Source organism: Bradyrhizobium sp. Bra78, assembly GCF_024519855.1.
GTDB classification, from domain to species: domain Bacteria; phylum Pseudomonadota; class Alphaproteobacteria; order Rhizobiales; family Xanthobacteraceae; genus Bradyrhizobium; species Bradyrhizobium japonicum_G.
On sequence record NZ_JALJRE010000002.1, the window covers coordinates 324,769 to 345,177 of the forward strand.

At 57.2% G+C, this 20,409-nt stretch carries 17 protein-coding genes; 14 read left to right on the top strand and 3 right to left on the bottom strand.

Annotated elements, in window-relative coordinates; translation table 11 throughout:
- Positions 1-19: 19 nt before the first annotated feature.
- Entirely contained in the window at positions 20-811 is a 792-nt protein-coding gene (locus tag OC450_RS05515; RefSeq protein ID WP_262047381.1) for an alpha/beta hydrolase, read from the bottom strand.
- A gap of 238 nt (positions 812-1,049) precedes the next feature.
- On the opposite strand from OC450_RS05515, the gene OC450_RS05520 reads away from it, so the two are divergent.
- Both OC450_RS05520 and OC450_RS05525 read left to right on the top strand, forming a co-directional pair.
- The gene (locus OC450_RS05520; RefSeq protein ID WP_262047382.1) at positions 1,050-2,042 is read left to right on the top strand and encodes an AraC family transcriptional regulator; all 993 of its coding nucleotides are present in this window, start codon (positions 1,050-1,052) and stop codon (positions 2,040-2,042) included.
- Positions 2,043-3,018: 976 nt separating this feature from the next.
- Complete coding sequence (locus tag OC450_RS05525) at positions 3,019-3,804, top strand: IclR family transcriptional regulator (RefSeq protein ID WP_262047383.1); 786 nt, start codon at positions 3,019-3,021, stop codon at positions 3,802-3,804.
- Positions 3,805-3,853: 49 nt separating this feature from the next.
- On the opposite strand, the gene acnA is transcribed toward OC450_RS05525, so the two are convergent.
- Positions 3,854-6,487 carry an aconitate hydratase AcnA gene (gene acnA, locus OC450_RS05530; RefSeq protein ID WP_262047384.1) on the bottom strand — a complete coding sequence of 878 codons (2,634 nt, stop codon included), beginning with the start codon at positions 6,485-6,487 and terminating at the stop codon, positions 3,854-3,856.
- Positions 6,488-6,753: 266 nt separating this feature from the next.
- Positions 6,754-7,140 carry a RidA family protein gene (locus tag OC450_RS05535; RefSeq protein WP_262047385.1) on the bottom strand — a complete coding sequence of 129 codons (387 nt, stop codon included), beginning with the start codon at positions 7,138-7,140 and terminating at the stop codon, positions 6,754-6,756.
- Positions 7,141-7,498: 358 nt separating this feature from the next.
- Here OC450_RS05535 and OC450_RS05540 point away from each other — a divergent pair, with 358 nt between their 5' ends.
- The 12 genes from OC450_RS05540 to OC450_RS05595 all read left to right on the top strand — a co-directional run bounded on the left by OC450_RS05540 (position 7,499) and on the right by OC450_RS05595 (position 20,401).
- Complete coding sequence (locus tag OC450_RS05540) at positions 7,499-8,407, top strand: amino acid ABC transporter substrate-binding protein (protein WP_262047386.1); 909 nt, start codon at positions 7,499-7,501, stop codon at positions 8,405-8,407.
- 103 nt (positions 8,408-8,510) lie between these two features.
- Positions 8,511-9,260, top strand: coding sequence for an amino acid ABC transporter permease (locus tag OC450_RS05545; RefSeq protein WP_262047387.1), 750 nt, complete (start codon positions 8,511-8,513; stop codon positions 9,258-9,260).
- A gap of 4 nt (positions 9,261-9,264) precedes the next feature.
- Positions 9,265-9,951, top strand: coding sequence for an amino acid ABC transporter permease (locus tag OC450_RS05550; RefSeq protein ID WP_262047388.1), 687 nt, complete (start codon positions 9,265-9,267; stop codon positions 9,949-9,951).
- A gap of 23 nt (positions 9,952-9,974) precedes the next feature.
- Complete coding sequence (locus tag OC450_RS05555; RefSeq protein ID WP_262047389.1) at positions 9,975-10,706, top strand: amino acid ABC transporter ATP-binding protein; 732 nt, start codon at positions 9,975-9,977, stop codon at positions 10,704-10,706.
- A 30-nt stretch (positions 10,707-10,736) separates the two neighbouring features.
- Positions 10,737-11,903 (top strand): 2-methylaconitate cis-trans isomerase PrpF family protein, encoded by a 1,167-nt coding sequence (locus tag OC450_RS05560; protein WP_262047390.1) that lies wholly within the window; start codon positions 10,737-10,739, stop codon positions 11,901-11,903.
- 92 nt (positions 11,904-11,995) lie between these two features.
- A complete protein-coding gene (locus tag OC450_RS05565; protein WP_262047391.1) occupies positions 11,996-12,205 on the top strand; it encodes an aldehyde dehydrogenase family protein in 210 nt (69 codons plus the stop codon).
- Between the two features lie 718 nt (positions 12,206-12,923).
- Positions 12,924-14,351: an FAD-linked oxidase C-terminal domain-containing protein gene (locus tag OC450_RS05570; RefSeq protein ID WP_262047392.1), complete on the top strand. Its 1,428-nt coding sequence runs from the start codon at positions 12,924-12,926 to the stop codon at positions 14,349-14,351.
- A gap of 2 nt (positions 14,352-14,353) precedes the next feature.
- The gene (locus OC450_RS05575) at positions 14,354-15,544 is read left to right on the top strand and encodes an FAD-binding protein (RefSeq protein WP_262047393.1); all 1,191 of its coding nucleotides are present in this window, start codon (positions 14,354-14,356) and stop codon (positions 15,542-15,544) included.
- Between the two features lie 4 nt (positions 15,545-15,548).
- Positions 15,549-16,874 (top strand): glycolate oxidase subunit GlcF, encoded by a 1,326-nt coding sequence (gene glcF, locus OC450_RS05580; protein ID WP_262047394.1) that lies wholly within the window; start codon positions 15,549-15,551, stop codon positions 16,872-16,874.
- A gap of 511 nt (positions 16,875-17,385) precedes the next feature.
- Positions 17,386-18,171, top strand: a complete 786-nt coding sequence (locus OC450_RS05585) for a sterol desaturase family protein (RefSeq protein ID WP_262047395.1) — start codon at positions 17,386-17,388, stop codon at positions 18,169-18,171.
- A 753-nt stretch (positions 18,172-18,924) separates the two neighbouring features.
- The gene (locus OC450_RS05590) at positions 18,925-19,233 is read left to right on the top strand and encodes a DUF4376 domain-containing protein (RefSeq protein ID WP_262047396.1); all 309 of its coding nucleotides are present in this window, start codon (positions 18,925-18,927) and stop codon (positions 19,231-19,233) included.
- A 58-nt stretch (positions 19,234-19,291) separates the two neighbouring features.
- Complete coding sequence (locus OC450_RS05595; RefSeq protein ID WP_262047397.1) at positions 19,292-20,401, top strand: Zn-dependent alcohol dehydrogenase; 1,110 nt, start codon at positions 19,292-19,294, stop codon at positions 20,399-20,401.
- Positions 20,402-20,409: the final 8 nt, after the last annotated feature.

The window sequence follows — 20,409 nt, forward strand, 5'->3', positions numbered from 1 at the left end:
TTTCAGCTGCCAGTGTTTTTCAAGTTATTGTCCGAGGCGTCGCGTTCGCCTCTGCCCATTTGAGCGCCTTGTCCGCGACCTCTTCCCAACCTGGCTCGGCGATCAGCCAATGACTTCGGCTCGGAAACTCAAGGATGTCGGTACGGCTTGGAGCGCGGCTATGTTTCCGATACATGACGCGCACCATGGACGGTGTGCTTGTGCGATCTTCAGCGGCGGCGATCAGCAGTAACGGCGGACGCTTCGGATTCTTGAAGGTCACCCCGTTGCCAAGGCCCAAGGCTGCCTGGAAATAGATGCGACCGGGCGCCGGGACGATATGCCGATCGTAAGTCGCCTTCATCTGGGAGGCCGGCAGCGTATTGGCGAAGGTCGTCGAAAAACTCTTGAACGACATGGTCAGAATGCGAGACCAACCCCGCCAAGCCAGCAGCACCGGGAGAGCGGATTTTGTGGCTGTTGGGCTCGGCAGGACGCCGCGCGGCGGTCCTGCATCAATGGCGACGCCGGCCGCGCCGAGACCTCGGTCAAGAAGCATCTGCACGATCAAGCCGCCGAATGAGTGGCCCATCAGGATCGGCGGTTCAGGCAAGGCTCGGATGTGCGTTTCGAAATGATCGACGAGGTCTTTGATCGTCAAGGCTGCCATTCGACGATCGGGGCTGCGCTGAAGCGCTTCAGCCGGTTTGTCCATATAGGGCCACGGCGGCACAACAACCTTATGACCCCGATCCTCGAAGAACTTGCGAAAGCCCGCCCAGCAATCGGTGGTGACCCACGCGCCATGGACCAGCATGATGGTCTTCGACATCAATTCCCCTCCGGCGAAGCAATTGATGCGTCGTACCGTCTGCCGCTCGGCCTCCTAGTGGCCGGACCGGCAATATTCCCCGCGCAATTCATGTGGCTCCCATCTGTCTTGAAGTTCTCGCGGAGGATAGGCTGTTCACGGGTTGCCATCAGTGGCATTACAATGCCAAACGACTGGCTCGGGAAAGCCAAGGTGGCCCATGAAGCATCGGAGTACATCATCCGCCTGGGTCCAAGGCGTGGCGAGCACGTTCGCTTCGCAGGGCCTCAATGTTGCCTCGCTGTTCACAGATGCGGGTCTGTCGCTTGACCTGCTCGACCAGACCGATCAACGCTGGCCGACAGATCAGGTAAGCCTGCTTTGGCAACTCGCCGCCGAGCGCACCGCAAACCCGGCCGTCGCGCTGGCGAACCCGCATCTAGCCCGCCCGGACCACTATGGAATCGTCGGCTATGCCATGATGTCCAGTCCGGACCTGCTCACCGGTTTGGGCCGCCTTATTCGATATCTGCGCATCGTGAGCGATGCGGCCACCATATCGCTGGTGGCCGAACAGGGCGGCCGCTGGGTGCGGCTGGATTTGTCTGGCGGCGACCGGGCGGTTCCTCGTCAGCGATATGAATATGGTTTGCTCACCCTGCTGACGTTTTGCCGCTGGATGCTTGGTCATTCCCTGCGCCCCCAATCGGCTTCATTCAGCTTCCCGGTCCCCGCCGATATCAGCCCATACGTCGAGGCGTTCGGGTGCCCTTTGTCGTTCGAGGCGAAGTCCAACGGGTTTTTCGTTACCGAGAAAGATCTCTCGTCGAAGCTGCCGACGGCTATCCCCCAATTGGCGGACCTGCACGATCGGATGGCGGGTCTCGCGCTCAGCAAATTGGAAGGTCCACAGACGACCCGTCGAGGGCAGGAAGCCATTATGCGCCGCTTGCAGGATGGCAGTCCGCGCCGCTCGCAGATCGCTTCGGACCTTGGCCTCAGCGATCATACTTTTCAGCGCAGGCTCAGCGATGAAGCCACGTCGTTCACCGAACTCGTCGATGAGACACGACGCGAGCTTGCGCATCGGCACCTGAGTGATCCTCAGACTTCTTTGTCTGAGATCGTTTACCTGCTGGGGTATTCCGACCAAAGTACCTTCTTTCGGGCGTGCTTGCGCTGGTTCGGTCGATCGCCCGGTGAACATCGTGTCCGTCTAGGCCTCGATCGGGCGAGCCAGGTCGGCGTGTAGCCTGTCGCCGGTATGCTCCGGCATCGACCTACGGCGAATGATAGGATCTTATCGAGGGCAAGGGCCAACGATCGACAGCCGATCGGTTCCAGCGAAAGCCAAACACCAGCGAATGTCGGGCTCGGCGCGGTACTCCGGGCATTTTTGGTACTGCGATGCAGTACCGGGCAAGACTGAAATAAGCGAAAATAATCGAGTGCTCGGATCAAGTTGTTGAAAAGAAGGGAAGATGCTTTAGGTCTATCCCTTCGATTATTTGTTGGTCCAGAAATCGATTAGACCGTCCCAGTCTGCGAAGATAAATGAAAACAATATGTTAGCGCTTCGCTTTCCGTCGCTCCCATGATGCATTGGACCGGGGCATCTCAAAAGGGGAGGAACAATCAGCGCTTAGGCGCGGTCGGTGCGCGCCATGCAGTACCAAATGCAGCACCGATCGGATTTGAGGCTTACGCAGGCGATTGATTTTCGCAATCTGGCGTGCACTGGGTCACTCGCGCGTATCGCAGCGTACTACGCCACTCTGCGTGATGGTGCTCCTCTTAACGAGGGCGGCGGTCTGTCTCCTTTATCGAGGCGGTGGGGGCTGCAAGTATCGCTCCCGTTGTTGTCACCGTCCGCTGCTCAGCCGAATCTAAAAACTCAGCGGCGATTCTCTACGGCTTTCGTCTCAACAATAATGCTCATGGCCAATCGTCGCTACTCACGGACTCGTCGTCGACCTGAACATCGTAGCGTCAGAGGGTCGACCGATACTTTTCGATGAGGTGGTATCACGACCGGTTCTGCACAAGATCATCGCTTACCGAGCCTAAGTTGGAGGAGAGCGATTTGGTCTGCGAGGATCATCTCCGCCTATCAATCCGCGTACAAGATTTCGCATACTGAACGACGGTCAGGTACCCTCCACGTCGCGCGTAGCGGTTGTGGGTTGACTGAGGTGCTTTGCGTTGTTATTCGGTCTCTAAATTAGAGAATGGAGCTTCCGATTCCGAAATCAGAGACCAGTGTCGGCGGCTCCCAGACCGTCGATCGGGCCTTGGTTGTCCTGAAAATCATCGCGTCCGCAAATCGACCGGTGCCTCTCGAAGAGGTGGCATCACGATCGGATCTGCATAAAAGCATCGCTTACCGACTGCTCCGCTCTCTCGAAAACGCGGGATTTATCGGACGCGATCCCTCAGTCGGGGGATATACCCTGGCCGCGACATTCCTGTCGCTGAGTGTCTTGGCCGTTTCGCGGATCGATATACGGCGGCAAGCCCGTCCAATGATGGAAGAAATCGTGGCTCTCCACGGCGAGACAGCCTCCCTTCATGTCCGTAGTGGTGATCTCCGGGTGTGCGTGGATGTGGTCGAGGGCTCGCATACAGTTCGTCGTGTCGTTCCCATCGGCGAGACGCTCCCTCTATACGCGGGCGAAACAGGCCGCGTATTGATGTCGGACTTGTCGAATACCGAACTTGATCCCTTACTCGCTGCGGCCGCCAAGGAAGGCTTGAACGCGACGCGGATCAGAACGGACGTCAGCAGAACCAGAGAGCAGGGGTACTTCATGGGCATTGGTATCCGGACGCCCGATGTGGGATCGATATCCGTGCCGATCTATGGTGCGGTTGGTCCTCTGGGCGCGGTTACCGTCTCTGGTCCCGCCAGCCGATGGAGCCGCGCCGCGATGAAGAAGGCGCTGCCTTCTATCCTGCGGAACGTCAAGAAAGTCAGTTTGGCGCTGGGGAGCAAAGGACCGCCCGGCAAAGCCTAGCTGACCAATGGAGGGGCCGGATTCGTCCGCTGCAGATCGCAAATGCCCCCTAACAAGTAGGTTGCTGCCCTTGCAGGTACTTACTCAATATCGCTGGAATGATTCCGCCCTTTTCCAGCAGATCAACTTCCAGCTGGGTCTCGATTGCTGCGATAGCCGCAATTTCCTCGATACGTCCATCTGTCCTAACAAGCCGAACGGCGACGCGACTAGACGGCCGTAACGATCGTCGCGGGGCGTCGATTTCTATCCGGTCTCCGGGTTGAATCGCGAGTTCCGTGGGGTGGGCGCTTTCGGGGATAAGCAGAGGCAGGATGCCCATGCCGATCAAGTTAGAGCGGTGAATCCGTTCGATACCAACGGCGAGAACCGCCCGAATGCCGAGCAACCTTGGCCCCTTGGCGGCCCAATCGCGCGAAGAGCCGCTCCCATATCGCCGTCCAGCAACGAGCACCACAGCATTTCCTTCCCCCTTATACCGTTCCGCAGCTTCGTGGATGGGCATTACCTGCCCGCTCGGCGCATGCATCGTCTGAGCCACAGGCGCAGAGGGACATAAAAGGTTGATCAGCGAGTTGTTGTGGAACGTTGCGCGCACCATGACTTCCCAGTTTCCGCGGCGGGACGAGAACACACCCAGGTCGCCGCGCTTGACCCCTTTCCCGATGAGGAAATCTGCCACCGCGCTGTCGGACGGTATCGCGCTGCCAGGCGCGATATGGTCGGTCGTAACATCGTCTCCCACGACAAGGAGCGGGTATGCCGAATATTGGCCGAGCTGGCACTCGCCAGCCGTGGCGACATAGGGCGGACTCTTCAAAACGGTCGAGTTCGCGTCCCAGGGGAAAAGAGCGCCATGAGGGTGGTCAATCGAATTCCAGGCGGAATCCCTGGTGGCCGCCGAAAACGCCCGCCCATAGTCAGAGGGATCTCCCGCAACGTTCAGAGACGCGATGATCTCGTCACTCGTCGGCCACAACTCGCTGAGGAAGACTGGGGCGCCGCCAGGTGCCGTCTGAACTGGCGATCTGTCGAGGTCCACTTCGGCATTCCCGCTCAATGCGAAGGCGATCACCAATGGCGGCGACATAATGAACGATAGATCCAGGTCCGGATGCACTCGGCCTGGAAAGTTCCGGTTTCCCGACAGTACGGCTACCGGCTTCACCGCGCGTGCGTCGATCGCACGCTGGATTTCTTCAGTCAGTGCTCCCGAATTTCCCAGACACGTCGTGCAACCGAACCCGACGATCTCGAAGCCAACGGCGGCCAGATCATCAAGTAAGCCCGCTCTCGAAAGATATTCGGCCGCAGCTGGAGATCCCGGTCCGAGGGACGTCTTTGTCCAACTCGGCACCTTGAGGCCAAGCCGTCGTGATTTGCGCGCTACCAGCCCCGCAGCGATGAGCAGCGCTGGGTCGGTCGTGTTGGTGCAACTGGTGATGGCGGCAATCGCTATCGGGTATTTCGGCAGGCGGCTATCGCTCTCACTCGGCTCGAACGGGTATTTCGCAAGCGCTGCTGCGGTGTGGCCGTAATCGACAATATCCTGCGGCCGACGCGGCCCGGCGATCCGACGACCGATGGTGCCGAGATCGATATCGACAACCTCACTGTAACGAGGCTCGACATTCGGATCGAACCAAAGTCCGGTCGCCCTCATGAACTTCTCGATCAACGCAATACTGGCTGCTGATCGGCCAATGGTGCGAAAATAGTCCAGCGTCCGCTCGTCGGTCGGAAAGTAACCGGTCGTCGCGCCGTATTCGGGTGCCATGCTAGCGACGACACATCGTTCGCCCGCACTCAATGTTGACACTCCTGGGCCGAAATACTCAACGAACTGCCCGGAAATCTGCCGGGAGCGGAGCCGATGCGTCACCTCCAGGGCGAGATCCATCGCGAGGATGCCTGGTCTCAGCGAGCCAACAAGCCGCACGCCGACCACGTTCGGAATTCGCAATACGACGGGAGCCCCGAACATCGTTGCCTGGGCTTCCAGCCCGCCGACACCCCAACCGAGCACGCCGATGCCATTCACCAGCGGCGTGTGACTATCCGTTCCGACCAAACTGTCCGGCACCGCCCAATCGTGACCGTCCTGGTGGAGCGATGAAACGATAGTGGCGAGCTGTTCAACGTTGATTGTGTGCATGATGCCCGTGCCCGGCGGGTGGATACGCACGCCGTTCAGCTCGGCCGATGCCCAGCGAAGAAAGCTGTATCGCTCATGGTTACGCGAAAAATCGTTGCGTGCATTCAACGCAGCCGCACCGGGCTTGGCGAAATGGTCCACCGCAATCGAATGATCGATCGATGCATCGATGGGTAAGACGGGATTGAGCGCCTTGGGGTCACCCCCGGCTGCGGAAATCGCGTCACGCATCGCAGCAATATCCACGAATGCAGGCGTACAGGTCGTGTCCTCCATGAGGATACGGATCGGCCGAAACTCTATCGTCTCGTCACTTGATCCGCGATCGAGCCAACCCTTGATATCGCCAGCGGCTTTCTCGCTCTGTTCAGGAGTGCAACCTCGCACCGCGTTTTCAAGCAGAAGCCGCAGTACCGTTGGGACCTTCGAGGAGGCTGAGCCCAATAGTCGCGGCAGATCGATATACCGGTGCTGAACACCCGCGATCTGAAATGTCCCGAGGGCCTCTTGCTTGATCGAGCTTGCCATCATTTCCCACCGTGCTCGTTTTGACGCTAGTTCAAAGGATCAGAAACTCTGGAGAAGGCCGATGCGACGCCCGTGGCCCCTACAGGCCCAGGAAGCCGGGTAACCGGGCGGACCGCTGATCGCAATGGTCTTCAGGACCAGAAGCGCCCGATCAACGGCTTGAGAGCCGCCGCTATTTGCGATGCCGGTCGATCGTCGTCTCCGACACCTTGATCCTTCATGCGCCAGGCCCACGGGCCCACGCCCGATGGACCTTGTACCGGCTGCTACCGGACCGCCGCGGTAAGCGTGATCTCGACCGAGAATTCGGCCCGCCCCGGAATGGATTGCACGCATGAGCGCGACGGGGCGAATCCGGCGGGCATCCAACTTTCCCACACCGAATTCATCCTGGGAGCGTCCGCGATATCTTTCAGCCAGACCACCGCCGAGAGTACCCGCGTCTTGTCCGATCCGGCCTGTTCCAGATAGCCATCGAGCTTCTGAAGGATGTTGCGAGTTTGCTCCTCGACCGGAACGTTCGGGTCGTCGGCAAGCTGGCCGCTCAGATATACGATCCCGTTGTGGACCACCGCCCGGCTCAGGCGCGGCAAGGTTTCGATGCGCGTGATATCGTTAGGTTTATCTTCATTCGCGACGTTGCGTGCAGTCATTGCTGTTTCCCCTACGCGAACCTGCGTCTTGAGCCCAGGCGTCGGCGACCTAGCGATATGAGCGCTGAAGCGTCGGGCAAGTAGTTTCGATAATCGCAAGTTTATTACCGATATACGATACAATCGCCGAGAAGTGCGTCGGGTGTCAACCCTGGGACAGCGGTTGGGATGGTAAAGCTCGGAAGCTCAATGTCTCGCCCTTGACAATTTTGGGCCGGTGGTTTCATTATAAATAACTCAAGTTTCTAATAGCGAAACTATGAGCGTCGGGTCGGGTGCGAAGATGCCGAATGGATTCATCCGTCGCGTCTCAAAGGTGGTAAGCGCACGTCCTGCGGTAACGACGAGGGAGGGAGACATGGTTCGTCTTGGTACGATTGCGATGATCGCATTCGCGATAGGAGCTCAGGGCTTTGCAGCTACAAGAGCCGGCACCCTCGACAAGATCCGTCAGGCGGGCACGATAACGCTCGGGCATCCCGAGACGTCAATTCCTTTCGCCTATCTCAATGCGGAACAGAAGCCTGTTGGATACACTCTCGATATCTGCCGCGCGGTGGTCGAAGAGCTCAAGGCGAATCTAGGACTGGCCAAGCTTGAGATCCGCTACAACCCGGTCACCTCGGCTACCCGGATTCCACTGGTCGCGAACGGCACGGTCGATCTCGAGTGCGGAAACACGACGAACCTGCTGGACAGGCACAAATATGTGTCGTTCGCCCTGACGACCTTTGTTTCGCAAGGAGTCATCATTTCGCGAAAGGGCGGCGATGTAGATCCAAACGATCTGAAGACGTTTAAAGGCAAGACCATCGTCGCACAGGCCGGCAGTATCTTTTTCAAGCTGCTTTCCCAGGCAAGCGCGAGCGAGAATCTCGGAATCACGCTCGTTACCGCCAATGACCTGGCGCAAGCATTTCTCATGATGGAGAACGGCAGAGCACAGGGATGCGCGACCGACGACGGACTAGCCTATGCTCTCGTCGCCTCGGCGCGTGAACCGAACAAATTCGTGATCAGCACCAAGGGCCTCGACCGTTTTCCGTACGCGATCATGTTGCCGCGTGGAGACGAAGATTACAAGAAGCAGGTCGATGCTGCCGTCCGAAAGCTCATTCAGAGTGGCAAGGTCGCGCAGCTATACGAGAAGTACTTCAATTCGCCGATTCCGCCGCACAATATCAATCTGAATTATCCAATGAGCGATCCGCTCAAGCGAACGCTCGAGAAGCCCACCGACTCAAGCAACCCCGCAGACTATCAATAGGGACCGGGGACCCACCATGCACAGTGGACCCGCCTGTTTTCAACGCTGATATCCGCGCTCGGCGTTCGCAGGAAGCAACCCGGCAACATTGGGATAGCCACATATGAATTACGATTGGGATTGGAGTATCTTTCTCGAGCTCTCACCGGACGGAATCCATACGTATCTTGAAACCGTGATCATGGGGGCGGGTTGGACCTTGACCCTGGCGGGTTGCGCAGCGGCAATCTCTCTTCTCGCCGGATCGGCGCTGGCAGTAATGCGAACAGCCAATTCGCGCGGGGCCGATGCCGTCGCAACCACCTACGTCGAGGTGTTCAGGAATGTGCCGTTGCTGGTCCAGATGTTTCTTTGGTTCTTCATCTTTCCAGAAATTCTTCCTGTAAGTCTGGGCGTCCTTATCAAGCAGATGTCGCAGCCGTGGGCTTCGTTCATTCCCGCCTTGCTGTGCCTGTCTTTCTATGGTTCAGCGCGTGTGGGTGAGCAGATCCGTGCCGGAATACAATCGTTGCCGCGTGGCCAAACTCAAGCTGCGTTGGCGGTGGGCCTGCACGAGTTCGAGGTCTACCGCTACGTCATACTGCCACAGGCCTTCCGGGTCGTGATTCCACCACTGACGTCGGAATTGATCGGCATGGTCAAGTACTCGTCCGTCGCGCTGACCATCGGCCTCCTGGAACTGACGGGTCGGGCGCGTTCGATGCAGGAATACAGTTTCCACGTCTTCGAAGCGTTCAGCGCGGCGACCTTCATCTACCTGGCGATCAACGGCACCATCGCATTGAGCATGCGTGCCTTGGAGGGCCGAGTGGCATTGCCCGGTCTAGTCGGCCCAGCGACCAAAGGCGTGTAGAGCCATGGGGAATCTTGACTTCGGCGTCGTCAGGCAGGCGTTCCCCTATCTTCTCGAGGGGATGGGTCTGACGATCAGTCTGACATTGTTGGCTGCTATCCTGGGTCTCGCTTTTGGCATCGTGTTGGCGCTGATGCGTCTCTCGTCATTCCGCGTAATTTCGGCACCCGCGGCCACCTACGTCAATGTCATGCGGTCCATCCCGCTGCTGCTGGTGATCTTTTGGTTTTATTTTCTCGTGCCCTATGTCGGCGCGTGGCTGATCGGGGCAACGCAGCCGATTCAGGTCGGTGCGCTTCGCTCGGTTATTGTCGGCTTTACACTGTTCGAGGCCGCCTACTTCTGCGAAATCGTACGCGCCGGCATCCAGTCCATCCCGCGCGGGCAAGTCTCGGCCGCCTATGCGCTGGGTCTCAACTATCGTCAGGCGATGACGAGTGTCGTCCTGCCGCAGGCGATCAGGAACATGATTCCATCACTGCTGACGAGGACCATTATCATCTTCCAGGATACGTCGCTGGTTTACGTTGTCGCGCTGACTGACTTTCTGGGGGCCGCCACCAAGATCGGCCAGAGAGACGGGCGACTGACCGAACTGTATCTGTTCGTAGCCGTCGTCTACCTTGTCGTCTGCTTCCTGGCTTCCCGGTCGGTGAAACGCCTTGAGCTTCGGACCTTGCGAGCCCGTTAGAAGCCTTACGGAGAGAGATCGATATGATCGAGATAAGGAACGTCACCAAATATTACGGTACGCATCGGGTGCTGAACGACTGTTCCCTGTCAGTGCGCAAGGGTGAGGTGGTCGTGGTCTGCGGCCCGTCCGGATCGGGAAAGTCGACGCTGATCAAGACGGTCAATGCGCTGGAACCCATTCAGAGCGGCGAGATCCTGGTCGAGAATATGAGTGCCGGATCTGGCAGCGATCTCTCGCGTTTGAGAACGATCGCTGGCATGGTCTTTCAGCATTTTGAGTTGTTCCCCCATCTGACCGTGACCGACAATCTCTGCCTCGGCCAGATCAAGGTTCTCAAGCGGTCTCGCGAGGAGGCGCGCTCCCGCGCCCTGACGCTGCTGGAGCGTGTCGGCCTTCTGACCCATAAGGACAAATTTCCTGGCACGCTGTCCGGCGGACAACAGCAGCGGGTAGCGATCGCCCGTGCTCTGTCAATGGACCCCTTGGCGATGCTCTTCGATGAGCCCACTTCCGCGCTGGATCCGGAAATGGTCAACGAAGTTCTTGACGTGATGACCGATCTCGCCCGGGAAGGCATGACGATGATGGTCGTCACTCACGAGATGGGATTTGCACGAAGAGTAGCAAGCCGCGTCGTGTTCATGGATGCAGGTGCGATCATTGAAGACTGTCCGACTGAGCAATTCTTCGGTAACGTTGAGGCCAGGGCCGAGCGAACCCGGACCTTCCTGTCGAAAATCCTTCATCATTGAGAAATCCATTCTGCAACGAGAGCGTCGACGATGATCTCAAGGCCCGCCAAGCTTCCAGCCGTGTTTATGCGAGGCGGCACGAGCAAGGGTGTCTTCTTCCACGGCAAGGATCTTCCAACGGACCCGTCTTCGCGCGATCGCGTGCTGCTGCATGTCCTTGGCAGTCCGGATCCATACGGACGGCAGATCGACGGATTGGGAGGCGCGACATCCAGTACCAGCAAGGTCGCGATCATCGGTCCGTCCGCCCGGCCGGATTGCGATGTCGACTATCTCGTCGGCCAGGTCGAAATCAAACTCCCTAGCGTCGACTACTCATCAAATTGCGGCAACCTCGCATCGGCGGTTGGTCCCTTTGCCATCGAAGAGGGGCTCGTCGCGGCCTCGGAGCCGGTGACGGAAGTACGGATTTGGCAGGCCAACATCCGCCGGCGGATTATTGCGCGGGTGCCGACGTTGGCCGGGAGTCCTGTCGAAGAGGGGGGGTATTCAATCGACGGCATTGCCCGCCCAGGTGCGGAGATCACCTTGGACTTTCTCGATCCGGGTGGTTCGGCAACGGCGGGGCTTCTGCCGACGGGACGCACGGTGGATACGCTCGATATCCCCGGATTGGGATCCGTGCGGGTCTCGCTTGTGGACGCAACGTTGCCGACCGTCTTTGTGAAGGCAACGGACGTCGGACTTACTGGGACCGAGTTGAAGGGGCGCATCGACGGAGATACCGAATTGCTTGGACGGCTGGAGGCCATACGGTCGCGGGCGGCGGTCTTGTTCGGTTTAAGCAAGTCCGTCGAAGATGCCACACGCCATATGCCTGCCGTTCCGAAAATCGCGTTCGTCGCGCCGCCCCAAGGCTACCGGGCATCGGACGGGCGCTATGTCGAAAAGGATGGCGTGGACTTCGTTGCGCGTATCTTGTCGATGGGTGCCCTGCATCATGCCTACGAGGTATCTGGAGCGATTGCCACGGCGATGGCGGCTTCAATTCCAGGTACGATTGTCAACGACGTCGCGCAATTGCCTTACGAAAGAAGCCGGATCGTGCGGATTGGTCATACTTCCGGGACGATCGAGATTGGGACTGACGTCGAAAGATTAGTGGACGGGTGGAACGCAAAAAGCGCCCGTTTAAGCCGTACCGCTCGCCGGATAATGGAGGGATACGTCTCAGTGCCAACCTCCATTCTCAAGTGACTCCCACGCGGTGACTTGTTTGATTCTGTATCCAGATTTTCGAGGCTCGATAGTGGAACAAGTCTGTCTCAGAAGCCGACACCTCTCATGACTTGTGGGCCAGGGCAGACGACGGCGGCACCATCACGGTGAACAATCCCTCGATCGGCAGTCTGGTTGGATCGGTCCCCAATATGGGTGCGGTCGAGACAAGACGCGCGGTCGATCGCGCGAACGCGACTTTGCCAACTTGGCGAGCAAAGACCGCCAAGGAACGATCGGCCATTATGCGCAGATGGTTCGATTTTCGGAATGGGTATTGAGAACACTACGGAAATGTGCAGTCTTCCAAGCTGAATTCAGCCGGGCTACTGCAGCTGAATGGCCACCATAAGCGAGTGTCGGAATCGGTGGTTGCGACTCCCTGCAACCACTTTTGTTATAATTCGCTCACTGTTCCGGTCGAGCAACTGGCACGGACTCAGATTCCTTCCCGAACTCGAAGCAGATGGCCGCTTGATGGGCGGCTGCTGACCACAGGTCTGCTCCGCGTTGTTCAATGACGGGGTTCCGCAGCAGCTCCAAGTTCTGGCACCGTTACTGAATTGGAAGGTAACGGGATCGAGCAGGCTGATCTGTTCAGAGCCCGTGGGAACGCCGGGTTATATTGTCATGGCCCGCGACGGCGTGCCGGATTGGAGGGTGGGGTAATGCATAGTCTCGGCGCGAGGCCTCGATCTGCATTTCCTCAACGGATTTCCTTAGCGCTTCGGTGTCGTAGCGTGATCCGACATAGTGCTTTCCATAAGCGCATTTAGCAGACGATGGAGCGGCTCGGAGGATTGGCTCGGTGTCAAACTCATCGATAAAAGCAAGCGACCGAACGAACTCACCGATGTCGATCTGGCGGAAACAGTACAGCAACAGCTCGACAATCGTGGACCAATGATCTTTCTGACATATTAGTTGAACATCAGATGTAAACATGCAACAAGGGTGCTGGGCATACTAACTAGCTGTGGCCCTAAGCTGGAACATAAGATGAGCATTGCTCTCCCCTCTGCCGACGCGACGATCGTCGCTCGCCGCGACGAGATTATCGCGGGGCTAGCTAGCCTGGTTTCCCCCGAGGCTCTGATCACGTCGGAAGATGAGCGCCGACCATATGAGTCAGACGCATTGACCGCCCTTCGGCGATTGCCCTTAGCAGTTGTGCTGCCTTCCACTACGGAGGAAGTTTCGGCGGTGCTGCGCTACTGCCATACGCACGGCGTCCCTGTCGTTCCGCGAGGGAGCGGTACGTCGCTGGTCGGAGGGTCAACGCCGCGAGAAGATGCGGTGGTCGTTGGCTTGTCGAGGATGAACCGCGTTCTAGCGATCGATTACCCCAATCGATCCGCCACTGTCCAAGCCGGAGTTACAAACCTCGCTATTACGGGGGCCGTGCAGCACGAAGGCTTCTTTTATGCGCCAGATCCGTCCTCCCAGCTTGCATGTTCAATCGGAGGCAACATCGCGATGAATTCCGGAGGAGCGCACTGCTTGAAATACGGCGTCACCACGAACAATCTCCTCGGCGTCAAAGTGGTGATGCTCGACGGAACGATCATTGAAGTTGGCGGATCATTTCTCGACGCCGAGGGCTACGATCTCCTCGGTCTCATAGTCGGTTCCGAAGGACAGCTCGTTGTTGTCACAGAAGCGACGGTGCGTATCCTGCGTGCCGCGGAAGGTGTGCGGCCGGTATTGTTCGGTTTTTCGAAAGCGGCGTCCGCCGGGGCTGCGGTTTCCGGCATCATTGGTGCCGGCATAATCCCAGTAGCGATCGAATACATGGACAAGATGGCGATCGACATCTGCGAGAGTTTCACCAAATCGGGCTATCCGTTGGACGCCGAGGCTCTCCTCATCATCGAGGTGGAAGGCTCCGAAGAAGAAATCGAACAACAGCTTACGACGATCATTTCCATCGGCAAACGCCACGGCGTCACAACGATAAAAAGGAGCCGATCCGCAATGGAAACTGCGGCGATCTGGAAGGGTCGAAAATCGGCTTTCGGTGCGACGGGCCGGATAGCTGACTACATTTGCATGGACGGTACGATCCCGACTGGGCGGTTGGTTGAGGCTCTCGCCGGGATCGATGCGTTGGTTAAGAGGTGCGGACTGCGAGTCGCCAACGTCTTCCATGCAGGCGACGGCAACTTGCACCCGCTTATCCTTTATGATGTGAACGATCCCGTCGAATGTGAGAAGGCCGAGTCCTGTGGCCTGGATATCCTCAAGCTCTGTGTCGAGCTAGGCGGGTGCCTGACCGGTGAGCACGGAGTCGGCGTCGAGAAACGTGATCTTATGCCGCTGCAGTTCAGCCAGGACGATCTCAACCAGCAGATGCGGGTGCGCGCTGTGTTTGATCCCTCGTGGCTTCTCAACCCCGCCAAGGTATTTCCACTGGAAGGGCGAATTTAGTTATGAGCGTTCTTCTTCCGCGCTCAGAGCCTGAAGCATGCGATATGGTTGCGCGAGCCCGAACCATCCGCGAGCCCTTGTCTATTCGGGGTGGCGGCACTCGCACGATGCTAGGACGCCCTATCAAGACACAGGCAACTCTATCGACCTCGATGCTCACCGGCATTACGTTGTTCGAGCCCGCCGAAATGGTGTTCAGTGCCCGGGCTGGGACGCCAATCGCCACGATCAAAGAGACGCTCGCGGAGAAAAGCCAAATGCTTCCCTTCGAGCCGATGGACCACCGTCACCTCATGGCGACGGACGGCGAGCCGACTATCGGAGGTGTATTCGCAGCCAATATTTCCGGGCCCGCGCGCATCAACCGGGGCGCTTGCCGCGATGCTGCCATCGGTGTGCGATTCGTCAATGGCCGAGGAGAGATCGTCAAATCCGGCGGGAGGGTTGTGAAGAACGTTACGGGTCTTGACCTAACAAAATTGATTTGTGGCTCGTTTGGAACGTTGGGTCTCGTCACTGAAGTGAGCTTTAAGGTTATACCGCGCCCTGAGCGATCCATGACGTTGGTTTTGTTCGGACTCAACGATCGTGAAGCAGTGGAAGCGATGTGCAGTGCCCTTTGCTCCCCCTTCGATCCAGACGGTGTTGCTCATTTGCCGGCGGGCATCGCCGGAACCGAAGCGCAGACACTGATCCGCATCGGGAATTTCTCGTCCTCAGTCGACTGTCGCGTCCGTGAAATGTCTCGGCGACTGCAGTCGTTCGGAATTCACTCGCAGTTGGAAGGTACTGGTTCGGCTTCGCTTTGGCGGGCCGTCAGAAATGTCCAGTTCCTAGCCGAGCCCCGCGACAACGCCGTGTGGCGGCTGTCTATTCCACCAACGAGAGGCCCCGAAGCAGTCGCTTTGATAGAACGATCTATTCCGGAGTTTCGGCATTACTACGACTGGGGCGGAGGGCTCATCTGGCTCGGGACCAGAGGCGCCGGAGATGCTGGAGCGGCTGCCATCCGTGCGGCGGTCGCCGTCACGGGCGGGCATGCGACGCTTGTGCGTGCTTCAACGGAATTGCGCTTAAGCATCGATCCGTTTCCACCGCTTGGCGCTGCGTTTCGAAAAATTGCGGCTGGGCTGAAGTCCAGTTTCGATCCCGACGCCATTCTTGAGCCGGGTCGAATGTACGCGGGAATCTAAGACGATGCAGACGAACTTCAGCGCAGAACAGCTTGCATCCGACCCGCAACTCCGCGACTCGGCACAGATCGTGCGTACCTGCGTCCACTGTGGGTTTTGTACCGCAACTTGCCCGACCTACCTCCTGCTCGGCGATGAGTTGGACTCACCGCGTGGTCGAATCTACCTAATCAAAGACATGCTAGAGAATAGCAAGGCGGCGACCCCCGAGGTCGTGAAGCACGTCGACCGCTGCCTCTCCTGCTTGGCCTGCATGACGACCTGCCCATCCGGCGTCCACTACATGCACTTGATCGATCATGCTCGCGCACATATTGAAACTACCTATACTCGGAGTTTCAGCGACCAGACCATTCGTCTTCTGCTCTCAACTGTGATGCCTTATTCCAATCGTTTTCGTCTAGCCATCCTGGTGGCGAAATTAGTTAAGCCGCTCCGGCCTTTATTGGCAGGCATCCCTGGCATTGGAGCAATGCTTGGAGCAATGCTCGATCTCGCTCCGGCGACTATTCCCAGCCGCTCGACCATGTCTGGCCCCAGGGTATTTAAATGTGAAGGCTGGCCCAAAGGCCGAGTGGCGCTGCTGAGCGGCTGTGCTCAACCCGTGCTCGATCCGGCAATCAACGAATCCACAATTCGCCTATTAACCCGTCATGGAATAGAAGTCGTTCTACCAAAAGGCGAGGGCTGTTGTGGAGCTTTGGTTCATCATATGGGACGTACCGCATCGAGCCACGCCTTCGCCGCGCGTAATATCGACGCTTGGATCGCCGAGGCTGATAAAGGGCTCGACGCGATCATCGTGACGGCTTCAGGTTGCGGAACAACCATCAAGGATTACGGGTTCATGTTCCGGGATGATCCGGCTTATGCAGATAAGGCGGCCCGAATATCTGATCTCGCCATGGATATTACAGAATATCTGGAAAAGCTTGATCTTCGCTGGCAGCAAAAACGCAATCTCAAAGTGACGTATCATTCAGCTTGTTCAATGCAGCACGGCCAGAAACTAGGCGACGAACCCAAGCGAATCCTTCGTCGGGCAGGATACGAAGTTATGGATGTTCCAGAGGGACACATCTGCTGCGGATCAGCGGGAGTCTACAATATTTTGCAGCCAGAAATCGCGGGACGCTTACGAGTACGTAAGGTAGGTAACATCTTAAAAACGAAACCTGATGTTGTGGCTACTGGGAATATCGGCTGTACAACACAAATCGGAATGGGATTTTCAGATCTGAATTGCAAAGTCCCGATCGTCCACACCGTGGAGCTAATCGACTGGGCGACCGGCGGACCAATACCACCCGCTCTGCGGGATGCAATTTGATCCAAAGCCATTTGCTAGGCTTTCACGATCTTGTCCTAGGGTTTTCATGAACACCGTTGTCAAAGCGCCAGACTGGCACACGATTGATCAGGATCAGTTGGACAGCGTCTTTTAGAAAGTGCTGCAGCGCAAACAACTCTTCCATCGTTGCCGAATGGGAGCGGCGTTCGGTCAGATAGCTTGCCTGCCATCCTAAGTATCGCGAAATTCAATACGGCGCCCGCGAACGCAACCCCGTTAATTCTCTGGGTTACGAACCGAACCCAACGGACGAAGCGCGGAATTGCCACAGTTGCGCAAGCAGTCCACAGACTATGTCGTGCGTTGCGCCCAACTCCGCCGGCCCGCTATTTACGTTGGGAAACGCCGGAACTGGCGCGCCTTTTGGAGCGGACGTCAATTCGATTGGTTCTCGTCTTTTCCATAGATCCTTGCATCCATCCATCTGATGTGGTACTGATATGTCAGATAGTCGAGCAAAAGGCAATTGAGGCTCATAGGGAGAGATGTCATGGAGTTAGTCGCAACACCAATGGCTGAGCGCCAACGCAAATATCGACAGATTTATCGAGAGCGCGTCGCGGGCTGGTACAATGGATGGCTCCATGTCGTGCTGATATACACAATCGGCTTCACAGCCCTTTACGTCTACACCGCGAATATTGGCGATGTGCTATGGTGGGAATATCTCACCATTCCCCTCGTGTTTTTGGTGGCGAACTTTTTTGAATGGGCGGTTCACCGCTACGTGATGCATCGCCCCTCGAATGTGCCTCTACTGCGTGCGGTCTATAGCCGTCACACTCTGATGCACCATCAATTCTTTACCGAGGAAGAAATGCGGTTTGCTGATCATCACGATTGGCGAGTAACATTTTTCCCACCTTACGCTCTAGTGGTCTTCACTTTGATGTCGATCCCACCAGCGATTGCGGCTGGCTATGTGGTTTCCCCAAATGTCGGCTGGTTATTAATTAGCACTACTACCTCGATGTATCTGATCTACGAATTCATGCACTTTTGCTGTCATGTGGAGGAAAACTCGTTTGTGCGTAATATGCCCTTCGTCAATACTATCCGGCGGCATCATACGGCGCATCACAACCAATCGATCATGATGGAGCGCAACATGAATCTCACGTTTCCCGTCATGGATTATTTGCTCGGAACGTCCGATCTCGACCGCGGTCTGCTCGGTCATCTCTTCAACGGCTACAGCACCAGGTATGTCAAGACGGACATGCGCAAGACTTCACGGACTCCGCGCGTGTCGCAGAGCGCGGTACCAGCCGAATAGACCCAGCAGTCAGTCAGGCGGTCGCAACCCATCGACCAACTAGCTACAAGAGAACTGAGGCGCTTAATGAATCAGATCGAACCCAATCCCTTGGCGGTCTGCTGGTTTGCCTTACTCTGGAGCATCTGCTGCCTGTCTTTCTTTCAGCTTGCAGGGATGTATCCCATTCGCGAGCGTCACAGGGACGAGCCCGCAGCCTCGACTGCACTCGTCCTTGGCAATACTGCGCTCTGGTTGACCCTTCTAACCGGCACGGGGATGTTCGCCTACGTGGAACTCCGCTGGACGACTATCGTGGTTGTCTCTGGCATATTGTTCCTGTTCGTCCCGGAACTTTTCCAAGCCCTTCCTCGAAGATGGCGCGACGATGATTTAGGCCTTTTGGGCTCCAGTTGCCTCATTATCTCGGCATTGGGGCTTCTCGCATTCGTTGGAGCGACTTCAATCAGGTCGCTTCTCTCGTGACCATGCTTGCTTGAGAATATCTACCCGACTGGAGCTTACCATGCCTAACCTTGTGAAATTCATGCTGTCCTTGGCTTGTCTCTCCACAGCGGCCTGCGGTTACGCATTCATGCTTCATCACGGACAGGAAGGTCCTAGCTACGCCGTTGCTTTCCTAGGCATATTTGCAACCATTGCCATGTGGGTATTCCCAGAGGTCATAAAGAAGGATCTCAAAACTCGGAGGCCGCCTTCATAAACGAGGCTTCCAGTCTGAGACTCGAGCCATACAAACTCTGGGAGATAGCTATGAAAACGTATGTCGGGGATAGAACCATCGACGGAATTTCAGTTCAGGTCGACGGACAGCCGCTTCCGCCATATTACGACCAGTTGCGGCTGACCGATCATGGCTTCGAGTGGAGCTACGAAGGGCCCGAGCCGGCGCAGCTCGCCTTCGCGCTACTCTACGACCACTTGAAAGATGCTGCCGCAGCGAAGCAGTTGCATCAAGCATTTATGGAGCGCGTCGTCGCCAATTTCGACAACGAATGGGAGCTGAAGACGGCTGATCTGGATGACGCGATCGAAATGTTGCGTCGAGACCGTGCCGCCTAGGTTTTCATCCAAACGACTTGCGCAGCCATCGCTCCGCGGTTCGAAAGCATTTAATTCCATGACCCAAGCCTATCGCGCTGCTGTGCTGCATCAATCCGGCGCGCCACTTGTTATTGAACGCGTGTCTATGCGATCGCCTGGTCCCAACGATGTCGTTGTCAAGATTCGCGCTGCCGGTCTCTGCCACACTGACCTTGAAGTGATCGATGGATCCTTGCGCTATCCCTTGCCGATGATCTTGGGACATGAGGCCTCTGGTGTGGTTGAAGAGGTTGGTAGCGCGGTGAGCGGCGTGCACGTCGGCGATCACGTTGTCCTGTCGTGGAATCCACACTGTGGTCATTGCTTCTATTGCGATAGAGAGCAGCCGATTCTTTGTGAGAGTTATCTTGGAGAGGGCCCCAAAGGTTTGCATTTTGATGGGCAGTCAAAAGCGAAACTCGCAACCGGCGGCCAGCTCACTCACCTGATGTTTCTCGGAGCATTCGCTGAATACTGCGTCGTGCCTGCCCAACAAGCGATCGTTGTCTCGAAGGATATCGCCTACGACCGTTCTTGCCTGATCGGTTGTGGGGTCATGACTGGGGTAGGCGCTGCGCTAAATGTTGCGAACATCCAATATGGCGATACCGTGATGGTGATCGGATGCGGCGCGGTGGGTCTTGCTGCAATCCAGGGGGCAGTCATGGCCGGCGCCGGTCACATCATCGCGGTCGATATTGACGATGTGAAATTGTCTCTGGCAGAGAAACTTGGGGCGACGCAATGCGTAAACGCCGGCCATGATGACCCTGTTCAAGTGGCCCGAAACGCCTCGCAAGGGCGGGGTGCCGATGTTGTTTTGGAATCGGCGGGGCATCCCGTCGCCTTTCGGCAAACAACTGAGGCAGTGCGTCCTGGCGGCCAGGTGATATGGCTTGGAAAGATCGACGTCACAAAAGATGTCAATTTTCGGTGGGGGTCGTTGATGGGAGAGAAGCGATTGCGCCGCTCAAGCTATGGGGGCACCCGACCTAGGCGAGATTTTCCGCTGCTGGCGAATGCATACCTGAATGGCCGACTCAAACTCGACGAATTGATTACGCGCCGGATCTCGCTCGATGAAATCAATGAGGGATTCGATCTGCTTCGCAATGGAAAGTCTATTAGGACAGTGATCGAGTTTTGATTGCCGCG